This window comes from Salegentibacter lacus (assembly GCF_020164555.1).
Taxonomy (GTDB): domain Bacteria; phylum Bacteroidota; class Bacteroidia; order Flavobacteriales; family Flavobacteriaceae; genus Salegentibacter; species Salegentibacter lacus.
On the sequence record NZ_JAIQZB010000015.1, the window covers coordinates 38,788 to 64,226 of the forward strand.

Sequence of the window (25,439 nt, forward strand, 5' to 3'; positions counted from 1 at the left end):
ATTAGTGAATACTTCACATTAAAAATCCACATTAAAAAATCCTTTTGAGAGTAGTTTTATCGAACTTAATGATAATCAACCGTAAAATTGAAATTAAAACTTTTCTCCCAAAAGGATGATATATATAGTTATTGGCACAATATTTTTATAAATCTGTAATAGATTGCCAAATTAAGAAAAATATTATAACTTGTGGTCACAGAAACCATAAGTTTTGATCCTACACTAAATTTAATTATTGAAATTCTATCTTCAATAATTTTGAGAGGATTTTATACCATAAAATTTACCATTCAGTCTATATGAAAGAACCCAATTTTAAAATAGCTCTTTTAAATAGATACCATCTATTTTTAATATCCATTCTTTTATTACCAATCTTCACCTATGGCCAGGTAGGAAATCTATTCTCTACCGATGCAGAGCTTTCCAGTAGTTTAATTAATCAAATCTATCAGGATAATAAGGGATATATCTGGATCGCTACTGAAGATGGATTAGATAGATATGATGGCGCAAAATTTTCTATATATAAACAAAACAAGCAAGATTCTACTTCTATTTTAAATAACTACGTAAAGTCCATATTTCAGGACAGCCACGGAGTTTTATATTTCGGTTTTTTTAACGGCTTACAATATTTTGATCATGCTACTGAAGAATTCCATGATATTCCATTATTAACAGAAAATAACACTCATTATCCCGCCCACGTAACCTCTATGATTGAACGGAAAAATGGAGAGATTTTGATAAGCACATCAGGCCAGGGAATTTTAAAATTATCACAGGTGAACGGCAAACCCGTGGCACGTAAATTTCCCGAAATGGTTCCCTCTTCTTTTTTGGAAGGAATATTCGAAGATAAAAGTAAAAACCTATGGGTACTTAGCCAGGATAAAGGGTTATTTAAAATAACCCCAGCGGGAGAAATCACTGAATATTTTAATGCCAATGACTATGAAACGCAAATTTCCAGTATTGCTGAAGATCAAAATGGTGATTTGTATGTTGGGAGTTTAAGCAAAGGCTTATTTAAATATAATAGAGAAAAGGATAATTTTGATTTTATAGAAGATTCTAAAAACCTACCTGTAAAAACACTTTTTGTAAATAAGGAAAACGAAATTTTGGTTGGCACAGATGGGATGGGTTTAAAAATCTATGATCCTGTTAAAGAAAAAATGAGCGTAAACGATTTTAGCATAGCTAATTTCGATTTTAAGAAAACAAAAATTCACTCGGCTATCCAGGATAATGCCGATAATCTCTGGCTCGGAATTTATCAAAAAGGTGTTTTGCTAATACCAGACAAGGCCAATAACTTTAACTATATAGGCTACCAATCTGTAAAAAACAATATTATAGGCTCCAACAGTGTAGTCTCGGTATATAAAGACAAGCAGGATATTTTATGGGTAGGCACCGATGGCGACGGATTATATGGTGTAACCGAAGAAAAAAAACAGCGTTATCATTTAGGCAATAATGGGATACAAGGTTCTGCCAGTATAATGAGTATTTACCAGGATTCAAACGAAGAATTATGGATTGGCACTTACCTTAATGGTTTGGCAAAAGTGGACCGAAAAAACAAGGGTTTAGAATATATTGAACCTCTAAAAGACGAACAGAACAATACTGTTGAACGAATTTATAGTATTACTGAGGACAAGCAAAAAAACCTTTGGATCGGCACCCTGGGATATGGACTCTATTCCTATAATCTTGAAACAAAAGAAACCACAAATCATCATACTATTGAGGATGGAGCCCCTTATGACCAATTACACAATAAATGGATTAATTGTTTACTTCTTTCCAATACAAACACACTTTATATAGGAACTTATGATGGACTTGCCACCCTGGATTTAGAGAAAAACAGCTATTTAAATGAAAAAGGGCAAAATCATATTTTAACCAATAAAATTGTTTACAGCCTTTACGAAGATGAAGGAAATAATTTATGGATTGGCACTTCTGAAGGTTTATTTTATAAACCCAAAAATGATACTATCACCCAAAACTACACAATAGAACAGGGATTGCCAAGTGATGTAATAAGTGCAATAGAAGCAGATAGTGACAACAATCTTTGGATAAGCACGAACAATGGTATTTCTAAATTCGAACTTCAATCTAAGGAGTTTAAAAACTACTATTTCCGAGATGGACTTCAGGGAAATGAATTTAATAAAAATGCATCTTATTCGGAAAAAAATGGGCGTTTGTACTTTGGGAGTACAAATGGTGTTACTTTTTTTGATCCTTCAGAAATAACATCGAAAGATAGTAATGTAGACCTGAAAATCACAGGTTTTTATCTTCAGGACGAACCGGTAAAAAAAGGAATGAAATCTGGTTCCTATTCCATCATAGAAGAAGCGATTATAGATGCCGATACTATTGAACTGGCACATAATGATAACGATTTTAGCATTGAATTCTCTTCATTCGCTTTCAAAAACCAGCAATGGATCACTTATTCTTATTCCCTAAATTCAGAAAGCTGGATAAAATTGAGACCAGGGATGAATACGGTGACCTTTAATAATCTTGAACCGGGAACTTATAATTTTAAAGTAAAAGCCAAAGATTACGGTGAATACTCAAACGAGCAGGAACTTGCCATAATAATCCACCCACCATGGTATTTTTCTAGCTGGGCCAAATTAACTTATCTACTACTGCTTGTGGCAATCACCTATTTTATAGTCCAGGAAGTTCTGCAGAGGCGCAAAACAAAAAAAGAATTACAGGAACACTTGCGTGCCGAACAAATTAATGAAGCCAAGCTCCAGTTTTTAACCAATATTTCCCACGATATAAAAACCCCAATATCCCTTATTATAAACCCATTAAAAAAATTAATAAAAACAGATGAGGAAGAAGATCGCCAAAAACTCTATAAAATTATGGAGCGAAATTCTGAAAGGATACTGCATCTTTTAAACCAATTAATTAATGCTCGAAAATTTGATCAGGGAAAAATTGAATTAAAATATCAAAAAACAGAAATTATAAGCTTTGTAAAGTCTATAACCTCGCTTTTTGATGATCAAATAGAGAGCCGCGGAATCAATTTCTATATTAATCATCCAGATTCGGAAATAATAGCTTTTATAGATCCAAATCATTTTGATAAGATAATTCAGAATTTAATTTCAAATGCTATAAAATTCACTCCCCAGAATGGAATCATTGAAGTGAACATTGGAATTCTTGAGAAAAAGAAGGAGTTCTACATTAGTGTAAAAGATAATGGAGTAGGCATCAAAGAAAGTGAACTGAACAACATTTTTAACCGTTTTTACCAGGTTTCCAATAATGAAAGTCGGCAGTTTGAAGGCACGGGGATTGGCCTGCATTTAACCAAATCTATAGCTGAGCTGCACCACGGTACAGTTAAAGTTGAAAATAATAAGAATCAGGAAGGTTGTAAGTTTATAATTAGTGCACCATTAGGAAATAGCCATTTAAAAGAAAGTGTGATTATTGAAGAAACTCCTGCAACTTATCATAACAAGGAAACTCGCGCTATAAATACTATTCATAATCGGGACGAGGTAGAAAGTACTTCAGAAAAGAACAAACCAACAGTACTAATCGTCGACGATGATAGTGAAATTAGAAATTATATCGCTATAGAATTAAAAAGCCATTACAACATAATAATAAAAGAAAACGGAAAATTAGCCCTTCCCGAGGTAATTGAAAAAGCTCCCGACTTAATAATTAGCGATGTGGTAATGCCCGAAATGGACGGTATCACTTTGACGCGTAAAATCAAAAAAAATATTCATACCAACCATATCCCGATTATTCTTTTAACCGGTAAAACCGACAAAGAAACAAACCTCGAGGGACTGGAGATAGGCGCAGATGCTTATATCAACAAACCCTTTAATATAGATATCTTAAAGAAAACCGTAAAAAACCTGATTAAAAACCGAAATGTTTTAAAGAACACTTTTTCCGGAAATCAATTACACGAAGAGAAAATCAAGCATCTAGACCTGAAATCTGGGGATGAAACCTTAGTAGAAAAGTTTATGGAGGTTGTAAATAATAATATTAGCAATCCAAACTTGAATGTTGAAATGGTTGCTTCAGAATTAGGAATAAGCCGGGTTCATCTTTATCGTAAATTAAAACAGCTCACTAACCAATCGGCTGGAGAATTAATCACAAATATCAGGCTGAAAGAAGCTGCCAATTTACTGATTTCCAAAAATATTAATATAGCTGAAGTAGCCTACGCAGTTGGTTTTTCCAGCACGTCAAAATTTTCAACCAGGTTTAAAGACCTGTATGGAATGCCCCCCACAAACTACCGGCAAAAACAAAAACACGCTTAATTAACTATAAAAATGAGTCAATAATTTAATCCTCAGCCTGAAATAACAACGGAGCGAGCTGGTGTAAGCTACGACGCCAGGTATGGAATTCGTGCGCTGTTCCATCAGAAACGTATGAAACCGCATTAAAACCTTTGTTTTTCAATTCAGAAACTGCACTTTTTACGGCATCAGGCCTTTCTTTACTTCCTGTACTAATAAAAATTAATTCAGGTATCGTTCTGTCTTGGATTTCCTTCGGTTCATAAATACCTCCACTAAACAGGGCGTAGTGCGAAAACACTTCAGGCTTGTTTAGAGTGATAAGTTTTGTTTCAAAAGCTCCCATAGAAAGTCCTGCCATTGCACGGTTTTCCTTATTTGCCTTGGTTCTGTAATGAGTATCTATATAAGGAATTAATTCATCTACCAAAACCGTTTGAAAAGGTTCGATATCAAAGTCTCTCAAACCTCCAAATTCTATCTCATTGGTCATTCCATAGGTCATAACTATGATAAATGGTTTTGCTTTTCCTTCTGCCAACAGGTTATCCATAATAAGGTTGGCACGACCCTGATTGGGCCATGAAGTTTCATTTTCACCATATCCGTGTTGTAAGTATAAAACAGGATAGCTTTTCTCTGGTTCCAAATCATACTCGGGTGGCGTATACACAAACGCCCGGCGCAAAGTATCTGTGCTTTTTGAAGGAAAAAGGATTTGTTCAACCTTACCATGCGGAACATTCCTTAAAGCAAAGAATTCCTGATCCTGAGCCGGCACTTCAATACCACTCCCCCAGCGATTTGCTCCGTAAAAATATAAACTTCCGGGATCTGGCACAGAAGCACCATCTATGTTTAGCTGATAATAGTGAAAACCTTCATCCTGCGGCGCCGACTCACCTATCCACACTCCTTCTTCATCTTTTTCCATATCGTATTTCACACCGCCAATATCCAGTTGAACCTTCCTGGCTTCCGGAGCAGATATTTGTGTGCGAACCTGGCCTTTTTCGTTAACCATAGGATATTCACTGCCCGGCTGATTTACCGGAGAAGGTTTAAACTCTTCCTTATTATCCACCTCTTGGTTCTGTGCAGTACCAAGGTGGGATAAAAAGCCTAAGCTTAGAAAGAGTATTAATTTATAGTGTTTCATAATAAATATTTTAAATGTTAATAATGAGATTGGCCTCTCCAGGGAAATTTTGTTATTTAAACAAAAGCGGTGCAAAAGAAAACAGGTTGTGACGCCAAACTGGCCAGGTATGGCCACCCGGATATTCGCTATAATCATACTTTATTCCCATTTCATCAAATTTGGCCATCATCGCTTTATTATTGTTGTAAGCTATATCTTCCTCGCCACCCATAGAAAGCCAGAAAGACTCCAGGTTATTATTAATTTTCGCTGCATTTTCTTTCATAAAAGCATATTCCGGTTTAGTAAGTTCTGGATTGTCCTTAAACCAGCCCGAGCTAAAAACTCCTAAATGGGAAAACATATCGGTATTTCGGATACCGGCGTATAAAGTTTGAAGGCCACCCATGGAAAGCCCTGCCAAAGCCCGGTTTTCAGCTCCCGGGGCTACGCGAAAATTATTTTCTACAAACGGGATCACCACCTGCTTCAGTTCCTGCTCAAAAGTTTGAAGTGATTGTTGAAAGGAATTACGGGAACCTAAATTTCCATCCATCATTACCACCAACATAGGTTCGGCTTTGTTTTCGGCAATAAGGTTATCCATAATCAAATCGGCACGTCCCTGGGTAGACCAGCTACGTTCATCCTCTCCGCCACCGTGCAATAAATATAGCACCGGATAATCTTCATTTGAAGCGTCGTAACCCGGAGGAGCATAAACATACATTCTACGCCAGCTATTTGTTATGTCAGAAAAATAGCGCCTTGTCCGTACATCTCCGTGCGGCACATCTTTCAGGGCATAAAATTCTCCCTGCCGGGATGGAATTTCAATTCCGCTTGCCATTCTACCCATTCCGTAAAAGGTTTCGCTGGCAGGATCGGCTACTGCAACATCGTCAATAACCAAAGAATAATAATGAAAGCCCTGGCCTATAGAATCTGTAGTAACAGTCCAGGTTCCGCTGGAATCTTTTTCCATATCATATTTTCGCCCCAGATCTATTTGAACCTTCTTTGCTTCAGGCGCATCTATTCTGAAGCTCACCCGGTTATCCGGAAGTATCTGCGGATAATCTGCAGAACGAATATTTGTGGAAGCCGGAGTTCCTAAAACTGTGTACTCTGAAAAGGAAGATTCATCTACCGGTTTAAATAAAAACTGGCTAAACATATAGAGTCCGTTCTTCCAGACTTTAAAATCGTGGCCACCGGGTTCCAGGTAGTAAATATGCGGTACTCCTTCCTGAAAAAGATAATTATGAGTTCTCTGACTAACGTGGAGAAGATCGTCCTTATCACCACAAGAAATAAAAAGCAATTCAAGTTTTTCTTTGGCTTCCTTCGGATTTGGTAGTAGTGCTTTAGGTTCTTTGGTATTGGGTGCGGCAGAAAATGCGCCTACCCAGGCAAATTTATCAAGATTACCCAGGCCAAAGTTTAGAGATTGACCACCTCCCATTGAAAGGCCCGCAATAGCTCGATTTTCGCGATCTGTCAGCACCGGATAATTCTTTTCAATAAAAGGAATCAGGTCATTTAATAAATCATCTTCAAAACGGCTAAAAGCTTCAATTTTATCCGGTGCAAAGATATTTCCTTCGGCCCGGTCATTTTTCATAGCCCTTCCGTTAGGCATTACCACCAGCATCGGTTCAAGCCTGTTTTCAGCATAAAGATTATCAAGAATTACCTGCGGATTAGCTCCCTTCAGCCATTCTTTTTCATCACCTCCAATGCCGTGCAGCAAGTATAACACAGGATATGCTTTCTCTTTTGAAAAACCCGGAGGTGTATAAATTAATGCTTTCCGGGTATTACTTACCGTTTTGGAAGCATAACTAATTGTGTCTATTTTTCCAGTGGCAATGCCTGTTCGTTCCTCATCAATACCCTGAGGCATTTCTTTGGAAATCTCCTGGGCCGAAGAGGAAAATCCTAACATCATGAGAAAAATTAAAAACGTACTGAATTTTTTCATAGTACAAATAGTTTAAATTATTATCAATTACTTCAAAAGCGGAAGCATCTTTTCAGCATAACGCTCGCCCAATTCCCTATATCCCGCTGCTGAAAAATGTAACCCGTCATCCACGGCTTCACATCCTTCTGAAGAAACGATGTGAGCGTTGGGAATTTTATGCGGAAGCTTTGCAAGTATTTTATTCATACTGGCACATTTGCCGCCCTGCTCTTCTGAAACCATTTCCCCAGCTATAAGTGGAACCTCATCAGCATTTAAGTTTAGATCTTTCAATAAATCCTCATAAACGGTCTTCACTTTTTCGGGCCACTGCTCATCGCCGGTATTAGATTCGCCCTGGTGCAAAAGGATTCCTTTTATCACTCCCTTTTCCTGAGCTTTTTTTCCAAGGTCTACCAGGTGGCCATAAGGATTTCCATTGTACTGATTAATTCGAGACATCATCCAATCCGGAGCGGTATCTACATAATCCTGATAATTTTCTTTATCAAATAATTCGATTTTACATCCGCCTACGGCAACATTAATTACCCCGACTTTTACATTTTCAGGTAAATTCTGAACCATAGTTCTTCCAAAATAATCGGTGGGAGTTAAACCGGTATCGCACCGTGACAAAGGCGGAACTGCGGTATACCATTTCCCTGCTTCCCTTCCCAGCTCAGGACAATCTACACTTTGTAAAACTTGGAATCTTTCAGTCCCCAGTGTGTCCTGATGTTCAAATTTAGCATGACCTTCCATATTGGATTGACCAAAACTTAAATACACGTGGAAATTGGAGTCTTGAGCAAGACTAACCGAACCGGTTAGTAAAAGTGCCAATAGAAAATATTTTTTCATATTAAGTTATCAATCAGATTTTAGTTTGCTTGTGGAGTTATGATCTGGTAATTGCCACTTAATTGCATCAGGCTAAACAGGTAAAGAAGTCCGTCAAAATAAGGATCAAAATAGCCATCTTCATAAGGTTCTAATTTTGCTTCCCAAATTTCATCTACAAATTTCCATCCTTTGGGGTGGGTAGTCATTAAAGAAGCTGTAGCAGCCGTAGAAACAAGGCCAAGCGAATGCCTTAACTTTTGAAAGCCTCCCGCTGGAAGTATCCAGTCTGGAGTTGAGCCGTCTATATTATATTGATCTACATAAGTTTCCAGTCCCTCACAATACAGGAAGTTTTGGATTCGGTGCGCATATTCTTGTTGCCATTCCCTGTCTTTGGCGTACCAGCTATAATCCATAGCGATATTAAAAGGTACACGCCAGGAATCATACCTAAAAGCATCCCCCATCTTACCACGGCTATGAGGTTCTCCACTGAATTCGGCATAATCTGGAGTCAAACCGGTTTCAGGATGGGTGGCGCGGTGTAGAAAAGCCCTGGCTGTATCGGCAGTTGCCCTGTAAAATTCCTCGCGGCCATCATTCGCGTATTCTGCCCAAACCTCAAAGAAAGCGGGCACGTGATAAGAAGGATCTGTCCAATCGTATCCGCCGTCGTGCGGTACAAAAGTTATCTGTTTATGTTCCTCATTGAGTACATTCCTAACTCCATCTGTACCATCCTTGCTCCACATAGCGTCCAGAATTCTCCTGGCTTCGGCGTAATAATCTATTCCGGTTTCGTTCCCCCAAAGATTGGAAGCGAAAAGCAAGGCGGTTACAAAGAACAATTCCCCATCTGAGGCTGATCCTTCAGCATTCTTTTTTCCCTTTTTTGGATCTACACTCCAGGCGAAATAAGCTTCGCTGGGCCCTTCCTGGTGCTGCATATATTTCACCGTCCAGCGCCAAAGCTTGTCAAAAACTTCTTTTTTATCAAACTGAACCGCCACCATTAATCCGTAAGAAAGTCCTTCGGTACGGGCATCTTTATTTTTAAGGTCAGATACATAAGCCAGGGAATCTTCTACTTCAAAATATACCCTGTCCGGTCCTTCAAAAAGATCGTAATAAGCTTTTTCCAGTTTTGCATCAATATCAGCCTGGGAATAACCGGCTTCTAAAAAGAGGTTTCTATATTCCCCGGTTTCCCAGGCTCCCTTAGTCCAGGGCTCCATTTTTCCACGAGGATCTTCTACTTCTTCATCACAATTTTGTGCAATTATATCTGTTGTAAAAAACAGAAGACAGAAAGTGCACAATACAGGTATATAAAACTTTTTCATCATTTTTTCTCGTGTTTAAAGTTTGAATTATGAATTATCCCTATTCCTCAGGAACAACATCGTTTGCCGAGGTTGCATATAGACCAATAAGGGTCCCGGTAAAACCGCCGGCCACATTGGTAGATAAAATATCGCCCGATACAGTGCCACCTAAATTTTCAAAATTTCCTCCGTTTAAAGCATAACTGAATTTATAATCATCTCCATCTGCCTCTACTCTAAGCTGAAGTTCTCCTTTTAATTCTATTTCCTTAGTGGCCAGGATTTCTGAAGATGCTTTTTCTGTTCTTTCTAATACTAAATAATCCTTATTGCCCTTTTTGGTAATACCAAAAACGTAATTGAAGCCTTCATTTTGTAAAGCTGTAATTCCAGCTAAATCATTTTCGGATTTAGGTTCATAAGCTATATTAGCTGTAAAAGAAAAATCTTTATGCTGCTGACGGTAAAAAAGCGTTGAAGTAGGTTTTACTTCCTTAATGTTCACTTTAAAAGGATTGATTTTAAGCCCTTTATCTGTGAATTCCATAAAATCTTCACGCGGTCCCCTTAACCCTATCCAACGGTAATCGAGTTTTTCTGAAGTGAAATCTTCAATATAGGTGAAATTACCATTTGGAAAAAATTCACCTTCCCCTGTCTTATTTTCAACACCTTCCGGCATTTCAAGCTTGGGCTCCATAGGAACTAAACCATTTTCAAAAACCGGAAATTTCCCGGACCAATCTACGGGTAAAATAAAAGTTTCTCTACCGGTAGTTACCCTGTCTTTTTCATTAGGTCGAATTCCTAAAAATACGCCGTAGTATTTATCATCGGGACCAACAACTAAATCGGCGTGTCCTGCCCAATCTACTTTATTCTTCCTGTCTTTTGGAAAATGACGCTGCGTTAGGATAGGATTGCTGGGTGCGGGCTCGTAAGGCCCCATCGGGTTGTCACTTACAAAAATTACTTCACTATGCCATCCTCCGGTACCACCTTCAGCACACATTAAATAATATCTCCCATCTTTTTTATAAATATGCGGTGCTTCAATCCAAATAGGTTTTTTGGAAAGATCTACCCCACCATTTACAATAATCTTATCGGTGCCCTCAATTACCTGGTCGTTCTCTATATCATATTCCCAGATTTTAATCACACGATGGCCCTGGTATAATTCTTCTCCTTCATCAGGAGCATCGTTATGAGTTACATAAGCCTTACCGTCATCATCAAAAAATATTGCAGGATCTATCCCTCCAAAATCAAGTTTAATAGGATCACTCCAACCTTCTTTCGGGTCCTGGGTTTTAACGACTATGTTACCAAAACCGCCGGCAAATTGGGTGGTGATCATGTAAAAAGTATCATTATGCGGATTGTACCTGATATCCGGAGCATAAATACCTGCGCTAATTCCAGTATCGTGTACTTTTAACTGAGACTTGCGATCCAACACGTGACCAATTTGCTTCCAATTTACCAAATCATTAGAATGAAAAATTGGAACTCCCGGAAACATCGCAAACGATGAAGCTACTAAATAATAGTCTTCCCCCTTACGGGCAATGGCGGGATCTGGATAAGTCCCCTGTAAAATTGGGTTATAGAACTCATTTGGTTCTAAAGGATTTTCATTATAAATATCATCATTCCCTTCATATACCACACTGGAAAATACGGGGACATTTTTCTGGGCATTACAACCGGTAAAAACAAATAAAGCCAAAAAGGCGGTGATTAAAACAACTTGATTTTTTTTCATTATTCACTTATTAATTAATTCTTATCGTTTTTTTATTAAATCTTATTTTGAAAACATCCAGTAATCGAAATATAGAATTTCACTAGCTGCTTTACCTTTAAATACAAAATATACATCGTGAACACCTGTTACATTTTCTATTTCTGTAGTAACAAGCTCCCATCTATCATTGCCTCCGGTTAATGGCACTTCTATTGTGCCTATCAGTTCGCCATCTAACGCATCAAGTCTTATTTCCATATTTACGTCTCCATTGTGAGTTGTTCCCACTCGGGCAGTAAATTCAGAAGCACCTTGCTCCCTGAAATCTACTTCTCGAACCTTTGAAAATGAATTATTACGCGTAGCCACTATGAAATTTCCAACCACCTCATTTTCCCTGGATTTTAAGCCTTCTGACCAGGCGATTGTTTCGGCTTCATTTTTAACATATGGGTTCAAGGTCTTTAAAGCTTCTTCAATCCCTTCGGTCATTTTTAGTTGTTTTACGTAACCATCTTCATTAAAATGCATTTCTTCAACAGCTACAGATCTTGTAAATCCGCTTCCACCGGGAAGTGTAGCATTATGATAAAAGAAGTAAGTATTTCCTTTAAAATCTACAATTCCGGGATGATTTGTAAAGGCGCCACCTTCTTCCGGCATTATCACCCCTTGATATTCATAAGGTCCAGTTATATTTTTGCTTGTGGAATACCCAATATGTTCGGGTAAGGGTCCGGCAGCGAAAAACATATAATAAGTAGCATTTCTTTTATAAAGCCAGGGTCCTTCTTCATAGGTTGTTGGCCTACGTGAATCTTCTTCCCCTTCCCGCATACCAAAGGCTTCAATAGTATTAGGAATTTGGGTTATTTTACCTTCATAACTTATCATATCTTCATTCAGCTTCACATAATAAGGCACCGGATTTCCCCAAAACAAATATGCCTGCCCATCGTCGTCAATAAAAACCGATGGATCTATATCATCCTGACTATTGCTTATTAAAGGTTTCCCCAGCGGATCAATAAAGGGACCGTACGGGCTATCGGCTACGGCTACGCCAATTCCGTTTTTTCCTTCCCTGCTTGTTATAGGCACATACATATAGAATTTTCCAGCCCTTTCTATAGCCTGCGGCGCCCAGGCGTTTTTTCCTGCCCATTCAAAATCATCATAAGCTAAAATAGCACCGTGATCTGTCCAGTTCACCATATCTTCAGTGGTGTACAAACGCCAGTCGTTCATAGTAAACCAGGTAGATTCATCTTCGTCGTGAGAAGTGTATAAATAGAGTTTATCGTTATAAACCATTGGAGCAGGATCTGCCGTGAAATTGGTTTGCACAATTGGATTTTGGGAAATACCTGCTTTAAAAACGAGTATAAGGCTAAGAAGTAATAATAATCTTTTCACAGTCATACTTTTTCTATTTTCTCGAACTTTATTTTGGGATTATACAGAGAAAACTATTCTACGGCTTTAACTCCTTCCTCCGTTTGTTCTACTTTCTTAATGGTGCCATCTTCATTGTAATACATATAATCTACAGCAATAGAGCGACGGTAACTCCCACCAGTAGGTAATACACCATTATGGTAAAAAAAATAATCTTTTCCTTTGTACTCGATAATACCGGGATGAATGGTAAAACTATTGGGAGCGCTGTCTGCGAGTATTCCACGATATTCCCACGGGCCTTCCGGACTATCGGAAGTAGCGTATTCAATTCTTTCACGCTCTTCCCCCTGACTCGCATATACTAAATAATACAGGCCTTTTCTTTTATAAACCCATGGGCCTTCTATAAAATTCTTTGGATTTAAATATTGGATATCCCCATCCAATTCAATCATATTATCTTTTAATTTGACCATTTTCAGGCTACCATTACCCCAGTACATATATGCCTGGCCGTCATCATCTACAAAAACCGAAGGATCTATATCATCCCACCCGTGTGGATTATCGGTGGTCATTTCATTATATATTAAAGCTTCTCCTTTAGCATCCTTAAAAGGGCCTAAGGGTGAATCAGCAACTGCTACTCCTATGGCTGCACCTCCATTGCTCCTGTCATCATCTTTATGAAATGTTGATACATAGAAATAAAATTTACCGTCTCTTTCTGCAACCTCAGCGGCATAAGCATCCCCAGTTGCCCAGGAAAAATCTTTTGGAGAGAGTTTTGGTCCGTGATTTTTCCAATTCTTCATATCAGTTGAAGAAAAAACCAACCAATCTTTCATTTCATAGTTGGTAGAAGATACCGAAGCCGTATCGTGACTGGTATATAAATAAACCGTATCGTCATAAACCAGCGGTGCGGGATCTGCCGTAAAAACATCTGTGATAATAGGGTTTTGGGCTTTTAAAAGCTGCGGTGTAAACATTAAGCCTAATCCACATAATGCCAGTATTTTAATTTTTAGTTTCATAATTTTATAATTTATCGGTTATAGTAATTTCTTAGTAGTTAATGTATACTGTTCTCCTTTAGAAGTTTTTAAATCGTATTCATAAACCTTATGAATTTTAACCGGGTTTAAATCTGTTTCTTCTGAAATAAGCGGTTGCTTAATTTCCGGGTGAGTATAGAATTTATTCGGATTATCACCTTTGGCTTTTTCCAGTCCTTCGCCTTCCAACGGGGTATATGACCGAATCCTAGCAATACCACCTAATTCAGATTTAATAATAACATTATCCGGCTTATTATTCTCCCACTCAAGAGCTACTTCAAAACCTCCACGAGCTCTTAAACCGGAAATTTTTCCTTTGCTCCAGTCTGCAGGTAATGCAGGCAGAATATAAATGGCGCCATCGTGACTTTGTAAAAGCATCTCAGCAATCCCGGCGGTGCACCCAAAATTCCCATCGATCTGAAACGGAGGATGCGCATCAAAAAGGTTGGGATACGTGCCGCCTTTTTCGCTATGGCCTTCCTGCATTGAAGGGGTTAACTGATCTTTTATCAATTTGAGCGCGTGATCCCCGTCAAGTAATCTCGCCCAAAGGTTCACCTTCCAGCCCATGGACCAACCGGTAGACTCATCGCCCCGGGCAACCAAAGAGGTTTTTGCCGCCTCAAATAACTCCGGATTGCGGTAAGGGGAAATCTGGTTTGAAGGATAGAGTCCGTATAAATGCGAGACGTGCCTGTGGTCGCTGTTAGGATCATCCCAGTCTTTTATCCATTCCTGCAATTGTCCCCAACTTCCAATTTGCATAGGAGGCAATTGCTGGAGTTTATCATTTAATTCGGCTATAAAATCTTCATCATCTCCAAGTATTTTAGCGGCTTTTGCTGTTCTTGAGAAAAGATCAAAAATTAGTTGATTATCCATCGTTGTTCCGTAGGTCAAAGAAGACTCAGGATGTTCGGTTGGGGCGTGTTCCGGGGAAATGGAAGGAGAGACCACCAGCCAGTTATTCTCAGGTTCCCTGATCATAAAATTCAGGTAAAACTTTGATGCTTCTTTTACTATTGGATAAACAGACTCCAAAAATTCCTTATCTCCTGAGAAATCGTATTTATCCAATAAATGCTGGGAAAGCCAAACCCCACCCATTGGCCACATTCCCCAATAGGAACCGTCTATCGCACCCGTCATTCGCCAAATGTCTGTATTGTGATGCATCACCCAACCTTCTGCGCCGTACATATCTTTGGCGGTTTTTCTTCCTACTTCTGAAAGTTCTTTCACCATTTGGATCAGTGGCTCGTGAAATTCCGGAAGATTTGTGATCTCCGCCGGCCAGTAATTCATTTCGGTATTAATATTTACCGTGTATTTGCTATCCCAGGCAGGATTTAACTGGTCATTCCAAATCCCCTGCAAATTGGCAGGCTGGGTTCCCGGTCTTGAAGAGGTAATTAAAAGATAGCGCCCAAACTGAAAATATAGGGAAACAAGGGCTGGATCATTTCCGGTTTTGAAATTTATGATCCTCTCATTGGTGGGTAGCTTCGCAGCTTCCGTTTCACCAAGATCTAGGGCTACCCGGTTGAAATAGGTTTGATAATCTTCCAGGTGAGTTTTGTATATCTCTTCTGACTTCTTTTTTTCTATTGCTGAAAGATATTCTTCTGCTTTTGCGACTTCATCAATACTCAGATCCCCGTAATTTTTGAAATTAGAAGCGATGGAAATATACAGTGTAGCACTGTTGGCATTCTGAATTTTAAGAGCTTCATCTACTGAAGTAATTTTTCCGCCTTCAGTCTGAATTTTAGTTATGGCCAGGAATTCAACTTTCCCTTCTATTCCTTCAAAATCGCTGGTTTTACCCTGTAGTTTTAATGTCCCATTTTCAGCTGAAACTTCAGCACCTCCTGGGCGATCCATCGTAGCTGTGAAATTTAAAGCTCCGGGTTTATCTGCCGTAATTTGTACCACGATCACCTGATCGGGATGGGAAGCGAAAACTTTAGTTTCATAACCTACACCTCCAACTCTATAGCGAGTTGTGGTAACCGCAGTTTCCAAATCCAGTTCCCGGTAATATTCAGTGTAATTTTTGTGATTCGGAAAAGATAATTTCAGATTCCCTGCGGTTTGATAAGGCATTCCATGGGAAGTTTTGCTTATGAAATGTTGATTGACGAGCTCCTGGGCTTCTGCGCTTTTGCCTTCAAACAGAAGTTTCTGCACTTCGGGTAAATATGCTTTAGCTTCAGGATTATCATTACGGTTAGGTTGTCCTGCCCAGATCGTGTTTTCATTCAGCTGAATAACCTCTTCTTGAGGATCTCCGTAAACCATTGCACCCAGTCGCCCGTTTCCTACGGGAAGTGCCTCTACCCATTTCTCAGCAGGCTTATTATACCAGAGTTTTAATTGGGAATCTTGACTCCAGGATTGAAAAGGTGAAATTAAAAACAGTATTCCCAGAATAACGGAAAACCCGAAACCGGAAAACTTACTTTTTGAAATTATATTCTCACCAATGCTCATCCCCTTCTATTTTTCAAATTGAACCCAGTCCACTTCAACCCCGGCACCACTTTTAAGTTGCAATAACAGATCCTGAACAGCGGTTGCTTCAGATTTTACAGGAGCCGAAAAAACCTCCCAATTTCCACCTTTTTGGATGGTAACTTTAGAAATTTCCTTATTGTCCTGCCCTGCCAGTTTCACAGCTACAGTACCACCGGTTAAAGATCTTGCTCTTATTTTGACATTTTTGGAACCTTCTGCACCAAAATCAACCTTATTATATTTTACCCAGGCTTCCGGTTTGTTTAAAACCACTTTCCATCCCTTAAAAGGATCAAGCCTATCTAAAAAGACTGAGGCAGCTCCATAATTGCTTTTCGCACTATACCGATCCACCTGAATTTCAGAAGTACTTGCTGTAATTCCAACTCCCCTTTTGGTTGGAATCACTTTTTTTATGTTTCCATTCTCTTCGAAGAATAAACTATCGGCACGATTGGAACGGTTTTTATCAAAATCGGGGGAAAGGTCGTTATCGTGATAAAATAAGTACCATTGATCCTTATAATTCACGATGGAATGATGATTGGTCCAGGTACCCGAAGCCGATTCATCCATAATCACCCCCTGATGAGTAAAAGGCCCCATTGGATTATCGGAGGTGCCATATTCCAGTCTTTCAGTATTATTGGCAACGTGCGGATAGGTCATATAATATGTGCCATTTCTTTCGAAAACAAAAGGTCCTTCAATATGCCCTTTTTGAGGGATCTCCTCGAAGGTCTTTATTTCTGAATCCAGCTCAAGCATATTATCCTTCAGTTTTGCACCATAAATTTTTCCACGGGACCAGTACAAATAAGCCTGCCCATCTTTATCAATAAAAACATTGGGATCTATGCCTTCTACTCTTTGAATATGATTTGGCTGTGGCTTATAAGGCCCCTCAGGTTTGTCGGCGACTGCCACGCCGATTGAAAAGCCCTTTTCCCCATCTCCGGCGTCTTTGAGTCTGGTGGGAAAATAGAAGTAAAATTTGCCATTTTTGGATACCGCATCAGGCGCCCACATACTGTAAGCCTTAGGATCGGCCCAGGGAACATCTTTTTGATCCAGGATTTTTCCGTGGTCTGTCCAATTGGTAAGATCTTCCGAAGAAAACACGTGGTAATCGGCCATATTAAACCATTCGGCACGGCCTTCCCCTTTTGGTGGCACAATATCGTGGGAAGGAAATACGTATAGTTTCCCGTTAAATACCCTTGCCGTAGGATCGGCAGTAAACTGGTCCATAATCAGCGGATTTTGTGCAAAAGCATTTACTGACAAGAAAAATATAATCAGACTAAGAGATATCGTTTTCGGCATTTTTGAGTGTTTCATCTTAATTATTTTTTTCAGCTTCAATTTTAAAGTAATCGAAATCTACATGACCACCTGCTTCTTTTGTGGCGTAGTTGAACAGCGCAAACCTGTAGCCCATAAAGTGCGGCAGGGTGTATGACATTTTAAGTTCGTTCCCAATGGCCTTCCAGTTTTCATTATCAAGGCTGTAGTAAAATTTTGCAGTATCCTTCCTGTCCTTAAAATCCCCGACGGCTTTAAGGTAAAGTTCCTCCTGATTCAAAGGAATACTTTCCACCTCAACGGGTTCTTCGGAAGCTCCATTGACCATAATAATGTGCTTCTTATTATTTATCATTTTAGCCCCTACAAATCCGAAATTTTTCTGAAGTAAACCAAGCCCGGCAAAATCTCCATTCTTCATTCCGGAGAGATCAACTTTAGTAATGCCAGAACTTTTCGGACCAATGGTTCTTTGGGTAAGTGTGTTTCGGGTATTTAAAAAGGAAGTATCTACCCTATCTGTAGTCATTCTTAAATAACCTTCGCGGTCTTTGACAGACCAGTAATTATCTTGCGGATTATGATTCCATTGCCAAACCAGAGGCAAATCTCTGTCTCCTGACTTTCTGCTAAAATCATCTGAAGCCACAATTCCCGGAATCCATCCTTCATTTGCGGGTAGATCCAGAGTTTCAGGTACCTTGCCATTTTCACCTAGAACAGGCCAGCCGTTTTCCCATTTTACAGGAACCAGATAGGGAATACGCCCAACCGCGCCATAATCGCGGAATAAATAGGCAAACCAATCCCCTTCAGGCGTATCAATTAAACCACCCTGTGCCACTCCTTTATCCTGAAAAGCGATTTTTCCTTCGTAAGGTCCGGTTATTTTATCGGCACGATGAATAATCACCGTTCTCATCCCGTCTCTTGGCCAGGCGATGTTGAATAGGTAATACTTACCGTTGGCCTTAAATATTTGAGATCCTTCCGCAGGAAGAATATAATTGGATCCAATAGGTTCCGTAGCGTTCTCAATTAGAACCCGTTCTGTACCTTCCTTTACTCCTGACAGATTATCTTTAAGCTCTACTATATTCAGTTTACCTCCACCCCAAATGAGATAAGTCTTTCCATCGTCATCAAAAAATAAAGTATTGTCGTGAAGAGATGGGGTAAAAGAAATCTCTTCAAAGGAACCATTTTCAATATCTTTTGTTTTGAAAATATAAGTTTTTCCTGTGGTGCTCGAAAAAGTGGAAACGTAAAAAGTATCATTATGGTAACGAAGGCTGCTTGCCCAGGATCCTCTCCCATATGCATTTTCACCATTTTCCATATTCAGGGCATCTGAATCCCCCAAAGTATTATAAGCATAATTTACTATTTCCCAGTTCACCAAATCATTGGATTTCATAATCGGCACCCCGGGATTCATATGCATCGTGGTGCTGCTCATATAATAGGCATCACCAACCCTAATTATAGAAGCATCTGGAACATCGGCATGGATAATAGGATTTTGAGCCTGCTGTTGTGCAACGACTGAATTTCCTAAAAACAGGCTTAAAATTATAATGAGTAGATTTCTCTTTTTCATATTCTTTATTTGAAATAGGGTTTGGCAAATTCTATAAAATATGGCCAGTTAGGGACTACAGTATGACCGCCTTCGTGTATTCTAAAAACAAGTTTACCTTCAGATAAAAACTCCCTAACTTGAGGAAATTCAGTTTTTGACAGTCCTTTTTCACCATAGATTTCATAAGCAGGACTCGCGTGAACTCCGGCTAAGTACATTCCTTTGGCGTCTATCCAATTTCCTTCAACCTTAGGATCCCCGCTGCTGATAAAAACAGGTCTTGGCGCCGCAAGCGCAATCAAATGATGGGCATCAACCGGAAGGTCTTTTGTTTCTAAAGGACCGCCGTATTTTATAAAATTGGGAGCAAACCAGTGGTATTGGGAACTGGAGACCAGATTCTCTACCTGTTCTCCAAAATTTCTTCTCAATATTTTAGTACCACCTGCACCGGCAGAACCTATAAATCCAACAGCAAATCTTTCATCATAGGCCATAGTGACCATCGCTGCTTTTCCGTAGCGGGAAAGTCCTTCTATAGCAACCTTATTTGCATCAACTTTTGAATGATTTTCAAAATAATCAAGCGCACGGCTGGCGCCCCAGGCCCAGGCTTTCAAAGCGCCCCAATCATCCAGTTTTCGCGGTTCGCCTTTATTTACTAAACCGATGATTCCTTCCCGAAGTCCAGAGCCATTATCGGCCTGATAACTTGTTGGGATCAAACTGGCGTAACCCCAGTTTTGTGCGAGTAATTGTTCCTGCCAGGGATTTTCCTGTTCAGGTGGGTTAAAACCTGCCGGGAAATTCCAATCAAATTTTAAAATTACCGGCACTTTTTGATCTGTATTTTTTGGAAGGGTCAGGGTCATCTGAATTTCGACCTCGATCTCGGGATACGCAGAATTATCTACCACTCCCAAGAGTTTCTCAACCTGCACCGGATATTCACCAATAATTGAATCTTTCCGGGAAACAACTTTCCAGTTTACAGCAGGGATATTTTTAGGGAATCTTCCATAGACTTCAGCATTAAAATCTTCTTTGATCTCCTGCCTGCGTTTTTCCCATTCAGAAACTGAAGTGACTTTTGATCCGTCTTTAAAATCCAAAAGTTCGGGCAAGCTGTAATCTACAACTTTAGATTCGTCAGAATTCGCTGCATTAGGATCATTCGGATTTCCAGAGGGTCCGTGCCGCAAGGAATCTATACCTAATTTCTGCAACATTAATTGATGATCCTGCGCACTTAAACGGTAAATACTGTCCCGCTCCTGCTGAGAAAACTGCGCCATCGATTGATTAACGCAGCTAAAAAAAATGATAATGCCAAATAATTGTTTCATTTTAAATATTTTACAGGAGGAGCAATTTAGGCTAATTTGTAATCACAAATCCGCCCTGAGGTTGAATGGTCAGTTCAAATTTTCCTCTTTTTTCTGTTATTTCTTTCTTTTCAGTTTTCCCCTTTTTAGAGTCATTAATAATACTGAATTTCTTTCCTTCCATTTCTGGAAGGGAAAAGCTCACTTTCTTTGCTTCTTTTGAAGCATTGATCCCAGCGATATACCACTGATTCTTGTGCCTTCTTGCTATCACGCTGTATTCTCCCGGATATCCTTCAATGAAAATAGTCTCATCCCAGGTTGTGGGGACGTTTTTCATAAAGTCTATGGCAAATTCCGGAGCGTCTTCGAGATTATTTGGCGTCAATGCGAAGAATTGAACCGGCGTTTGGAATAGAACTGCAGTTGCCAATTGAAAAGCATCAGAGGTTCTTCTAAAGTTTCCGCCGTCATTGGTTCGGTTGTAGCGTTCGTTTAGAACAGTACCGCCAAAATCCATACTTCCCACCGTGTTCCTTATAAACGGATGAATGGCAGCACTTCGGGCTTCCTGGTCGTTTGCATACTGACTGAACATTAGATTTTCTGAAGCAAGAACTGCTTCAGTACTTATAAAATTAGGATACATTACCTCCCAACCTCGTGGAATTGTGGCGCCGTGAAAGATCATCATTAAGCCGTGGTCATTAGCGTCGGACATTATATCCTCATAAAGCTGAATGGTCTCTTGCTTATCACCTCCCATAAAATCAACTTTAAGGCCTTTTACCCCGTTCTCCTGCAACCATTGCATCTCCTGTTTGCGGGTAATAGCCCGGTGCATTTTGTTCCTGGGCGTCATCGGGGCGTCGTTGGCAACGCCGTTGGAGTTATACCACAAGAAAACATCTACGTTTTTAATGTTGGCGTAATCAATGAGTTGTTCCATCCTGTCGTACCCAATATTCTGGTCCCAAAGGGCATCAATCAAGATGTATTCATAACCCATTTCAGCAGCGAAATCAATGTAGGTCACCTGGTCGTCATAATTCATACTGCCATCCTGCCACATAATCCAGCTCCATACGCCGCGCCCGAATTCATAATCCTGAGAGGCTTCGTAAAGCGGCTCCACCACATCAAAAGGAATGGTGGTTTCTACAATAGGTTTTAAAGTTTCACCAATTGTGATAGTCCGCCACGGAGTGCTAAATGGAAGGGAAATGGCCGCACCTGTGCTACCAAAATCATTATTTTCAGTACTATCGGGAAAAGCAATCGTATATTCTCCTTCAGCATTTGGATCGCTGAGATGAGCGCCCACGTAGGTACCGTCAACTCCGGTTTCAGAGAGAAGAATCCAGTGATCTTCAGTTTTAAATAAACCCGGAAAGGTATAACCTAAATTATTAGCAGAAGCGGCGGTAATATCCTGATCTAAATAATAACCTTCTTCGTAACTGGGCTTGGTCCGTTGAAAACCTACCATAGATTTAGACTGAGGTGTCAAAAAACCTTTTGCCGTTTTTTGGAAATTAAATCCTGTGAATTCTTTTGTAACCAAGTGGGCTATAGTGTCACTATATTTTTGAAGATGGTACCTAAATGCGATATCATTATCGCTAACGTGGAAAACAACATCGATTTTTTGACCTTCTTTATTGGAAAAAGTAGAAATTAACTCCTTAGCCTTATAATTAATTCCCGATTTCTTAAGCTTTTTGGACTCGTAAGTTTTCTCTACGGAATTTGTTTCATGGCCTTCAAAAGTCAAACCTTTGGAATAATCTGAAATATTTGTTTTCAGCCCTAAGCGGGACTTTTCCAGCACAACTTCATTCTTGTATAAAACGGAATAGGTTGGTTTTCCTTCTTCTAAATAAATTTCCACTTTTACAGCTTCATCGGGACTATTGATTACGGCCTTCTGTGCAAATCCCGTATTAAAACCGGTAATAATAGCTATAAATAGAAAAATATTTTTCATAATACATTAAGTGTTTCAAATAGTTTTATTTTGCTGAAGCCAATTCAATAAGCTCTTTCACCACGGGTTTCGCATTGTTTTCACGATCGAATAACAATGGATAATCGGTTCTTCCTCTTACCGGCCAATTATTTTTCCAGGAATTCCCATCGTTAACTCCCCAAAGCGCAACTCTTGAAATCTTATCCTGATGTTTTAGGAAAAGTTCAAAAAATTCTAGATATCTTTTAGTAAATTGTTGCTCAACATCTTCAGGCAAACCATCAGGAAACGGATTCATTTTATCTTCATATTCATAATTATCTGAAATTTCTGCACCCGCATCGCCCCAGGGTGATGGTAAAACACTTAAATCTAATTCTGTAATCATAACTTTGCCAAGCTCTCCGTAAGCTTGCAGGCTTTTTTCAAACTCCCTGATATCTGGATGACCAAGTCCTATATGTCCCTGCATTCCAATTCCGTGAACAGCAACCCCATCATTCTGAAGTTTTTCAACCATTTTTACCACACCGTTACGTTTTCCCGGATTGGACATAGAATAGTCATTATAATAAAGCTCGGCATCAGGATCTGCTTCGTGTGCAAACTCAAAGGCCAGTTTTATAAAATCTTCACCTAAAATTTTGTAGAATTTGCTTTCACGGTAACTACCATCATCTTCAATTGCCTCATTTACCACATCCCAGGAATGGATTCTACCTTTATATCGACCTACTACCATATGAATATGTTCCTTCATTCGTTGGGTAAGTATTTCTTTAGATACCGTATTTCCATCCTCATCTACAAAAAACCAATCGGGAGCCTGTGAATGCCATATTAGGGTATGCCCGTGAATGTGCATATTATTCTCTTCGCCAAAATTTACTAACTCATCAGCCAATGAAAAATTGAATTCCCCTTCTTTAGGTTGAATTCTTGCACTTTTCATAATATTTTCAGCAACAATTGAATTAAAATTTTCTTTGGCCACCTTTATTTCTTCGGGTTGCCTACCACTAATTTGCCAGGTGTTAAGTGTAGTACCTATATAAAATTTATCTTTAAACGCTTCTTTTAAGCTAGTTGGAAATGAATCGACATTATCAACTGATTTTTTATTAGTATTACAGCTGTAAAATGTAAAAAATACACTTAACAGTAATATAAAAATAGAGAATTTTTTTCTTTTTAGCATAGCAGTTTATTTTTAAATGGGAATAACCAGAGGGAACTGGAATAATTCTTAATATAATAATTTGTAATTTAATCTTAAAATGAATTATATAATGTGATATTTTAGAGTATTTGTATGGTTTTCAGGCAAATGGTTAAAAAAAGTTCTCCTAACATCCACAAAAGGCTAATTCATACCGAGCTATAAGCGTTGCTAATCCAAACGGTATCCAGACTTTTGGGGTTAGGAGAACTATCATTAAAAATCACACACGATTAAAATTCAATAATGGATTGCAACACTATTATTTACTGTTTATAAATCATTTTTTGATACCCTAATGAATTTCAAAATTCAAATTTTGGACATATCTTAGAGCTATTTAACTATTTCTAAAATGTGACGAAATAAATTTTATTGTTCATTAAATATCACAATTCTCTTTCTCTTCTGCATATTCTCCAAACCATTTATGTACAGGATTGGCACATGCTTCGGGATCGTTATCGTAAGCTATATCGCCTTCAGAATCGCCCTTATCGATTAAGTTTTCAGGGGCCAGTAAATTCCAACTTACATTTCCACTCTCATCGGCAAGAGTTTTAAAGTTTGCTCCAAATCCCCAGACACCGGCCTCGCCGGTAACGCCACCTTCGCCCCAGGCATTATAACCTTCAGGTGCCCAGTCTATTTCTGTAATAGCAACGGGAGCAATGTCTGCAACCGGCTTGATATTCTCTGCCCAATTACTTCTGAAAGTTACCGGATCATTATTATCCTCTCCCCAATAACCGGGATAAATATGTACAGAATACCCAATATTGTCGCCTTCAATAGGATTATTTGCATAACCCTTATAATGGGACTGATAGCCAGAACCAGGAATCCAAATTACATTTTCAAACCCGTTGTTACGAATCATATCTACCAAAGGCTGAAAAAACAATTTTAACTTATCGAAATGAGGTTGGGTATTACTACCCCATTCCCCATTAGTCCCTAAAATATGAATTGGTTCATTTGCTAATTCAAACATCACGTGTTCAGAATTTTTCAAGTCTTCGTGCTTCGATAAATAGCCCCACACGGTTTTTAGGTATTCGTGATATTCATCATCAACATTAATCCTTTCGGGGCATACTCCTGGTGGTCTCAGGATAACATACATTCCCCTGGATTTAGCATGTTCAACTAAAGGAAGAATTACCTCATTCACTCCTTCTACAAAACGATCAAAATTAAATTCAGAAATATCATTTTCCCCATCCACCTCAGCGCCGGGATTATTAGACCAATAAGGATCTATGTGTAGGCGTACCATATTTAGATACCAGCCATCTTCATCCTTATTGGTTAGTTTATCCATCACTGATTTGTTATAATCCAATGCTCCCTCTACATCATAATTGTTCCAACGCCATTCACCTACGTGGCCACCGTTAAACCAGGGATTAGGCGTCATGGCTACCCCGTGTAGCAATACTTTTTCACCACAGGTGTTTTTCAAATACCTACCCTCAACATTTAATTTAGGTGTATTTAAAGGCCATTCAATATCTATAGAGGAATCATCCTCCTCAGTTTGATCATCTTCTTCCGCAACCGGATTTTCTTCAACAGTTTCCGCGTCATCCGGCAGGAGATTATCATCAGCCGAACATCCCACTATAATAAATAGCAAAATGATTAGAACGGATACTCTATTTAAACCCTTGTTTACCAGCATTA

Annotated in this window: 15 protein-coding genes; 1 reads left to right on the plus strand and 14 read right to left on the minus strand. The window is 39.1% G+C overall.

The genetic code is table 11. The features are described 5' to 3' along the window. The first annotated feature begins 302 nt into the window (after positions 1-302). Complete coding sequence (locus LB465_RS12915; protein WP_224470285.1) at positions 303-4,361, plus strand: hybrid sensor histidine kinase/response regulator transcription factor; 4,059 nt, start codon at positions 303-305, stop codon at positions 4,359-4,361. Between the two features lie 25 nt (positions 4,362-4,386). On the opposite strand, the gene LB465_RS12920 is transcribed toward LB465_RS12915, so the two are convergent. From LB465_RS12920 to LB465_RS12985, 14 genes are all read right to left on the minus strand, one after another. Further along, positions 4,387-5,502 (minus strand): alpha/beta hydrolase-fold protein, encoded by a 1,116-nt coding sequence (locus LB465_RS12920; protein WP_224470286.1) that lies wholly within the window; start codon positions 5,500-5,502, stop codon positions 4,387-4,389. 52 nt (positions 5,503-5,554) lie between these two features. Next, positions 5,555-7,468 carry an alpha/beta hydrolase-fold protein gene (locus LB465_RS12925; protein WP_224470287.1) on the minus strand — a complete coding sequence of 638 codons (1,914 nt, stop codon included), beginning with the start codon at positions 7,466-7,468 and terminating at the stop codon, positions 5,555-5,557. Between the two features lie 27 nt (positions 7,469-7,495). After that, the gene (locus tag LB465_RS12930; protein ID WP_224470288.1) at positions 7,496-8,314 is read right to left on the minus strand and encodes a sialate O-acetylesterase; all 819 of its coding nucleotides are present in this window, start codon (positions 8,312-8,314) and stop codon (positions 7,496-7,498) included. 20 nt (positions 8,315-8,334) lie between these two features. Beyond that, positions 8,335-9,642: a glycosyl hydrolase family 8 gene (locus LB465_RS12935; RefSeq protein WP_224470289.1), complete on the minus strand. Its 1,308-nt coding sequence runs from the start codon at positions 9,640-9,642 to the stop codon at positions 8,335-8,337. Between the two features lie 37 nt (positions 9,643-9,679). Beyond that, a complete protein-coding gene (locus LB465_RS12940; protein WP_224470290.1) occupies positions 9,680-11,389 on the minus strand; it encodes a glycoside hydrolase family 43 protein in 1,710 nt (569 codons plus the stop codon). 42 nt (positions 11,390-11,431) lie between these two features. Next, a complete protein-coding gene (locus LB465_RS12945; protein ID WP_449619099.1) occupies positions 11,432-12,787 on the minus strand; it encodes a glycoside hydrolase family 43 protein in 1,356 nt (451 codons plus the stop codon). 53 nt (positions 12,788-12,840) lie between these two features. Then, positions 12,841-13,809 carry a glycoside hydrolase family 43 protein gene (locus LB465_RS12950; RefSeq protein WP_224470292.1) on the minus strand — a complete coding sequence of 323 codons (969 nt, stop codon included), beginning with the start codon at positions 13,807-13,809 and terminating at the stop codon, positions 12,841-12,843. A gap of 18 nt (positions 13,810-13,827) precedes the next feature. Further along, positions 13,828-16,329 (minus strand): glycoside hydrolase family 95 protein, encoded by a 2,502-nt coding sequence (locus tag LB465_RS12955; RefSeq protein ID WP_224470293.1) that lies wholly within the window; start codon positions 16,327-16,329, stop codon positions 13,828-13,830. A gap of 6 nt (positions 16,330-16,335) precedes the next feature. After that, positions 16,336-17,694 carry a family 43 glycosylhydrolase gene (locus LB465_RS12960; RefSeq protein WP_224470294.1) on the minus strand — a complete coding sequence of 453 codons (1,359 nt, stop codon included), beginning with the start codon at positions 17,692-17,694 and terminating at the stop codon, positions 16,336-16,338. Between the two features lies 1 nt (position 17,695). Further along, positions 17,696-19,258: a glycoside hydrolase family 43 protein gene (locus LB465_RS12965; protein ID WP_224470295.1), complete on the minus strand. Its 1,563-nt coding sequence runs from the start codon at positions 19,256-19,258 to the stop codon at positions 17,696-17,698. 5 nt (positions 19,259-19,263) lie between these two features. Beyond that, positions 19,264-20,586, minus strand: a complete 1,323-nt coding sequence (locus tag LB465_RS12970; protein WP_224470296.1) for an alpha/beta hydrolase family protein — start codon at positions 20,584-20,586, stop codon at positions 19,264-19,266. 31 nt (positions 20,587-20,617) lie between these two features. Further along, positions 20,618-22,552, minus strand: a complete 1,935-nt coding sequence (locus LB465_RS12975; RefSeq protein ID WP_224470297.1) for a glycoside hydrolase family 97 protein — start codon at positions 22,550-22,552, stop codon at positions 20,618-20,620. A 25-nt stretch (positions 22,553-22,577) separates the two neighbouring features. After that, positions 22,578-23,732: an endo-1,4-beta-xylanase gene (locus LB465_RS12980; protein ID WP_224470298.1), complete on the minus strand. Its 1,155-nt coding sequence runs from the start codon at positions 23,730-23,732 to the stop codon at positions 22,578-22,580. Positions 23,733-24,135: 403 nt separating this feature from the next. Next, entirely contained in the window at positions 24,136-25,437 is a 1,302-nt protein-coding gene (locus LB465_RS12985) for a cellulase family glycosylhydrolase (protein ID WP_224470299.1), read from the minus strand. Positions 25,438-25,439: the final 2 nt, after the last annotated feature.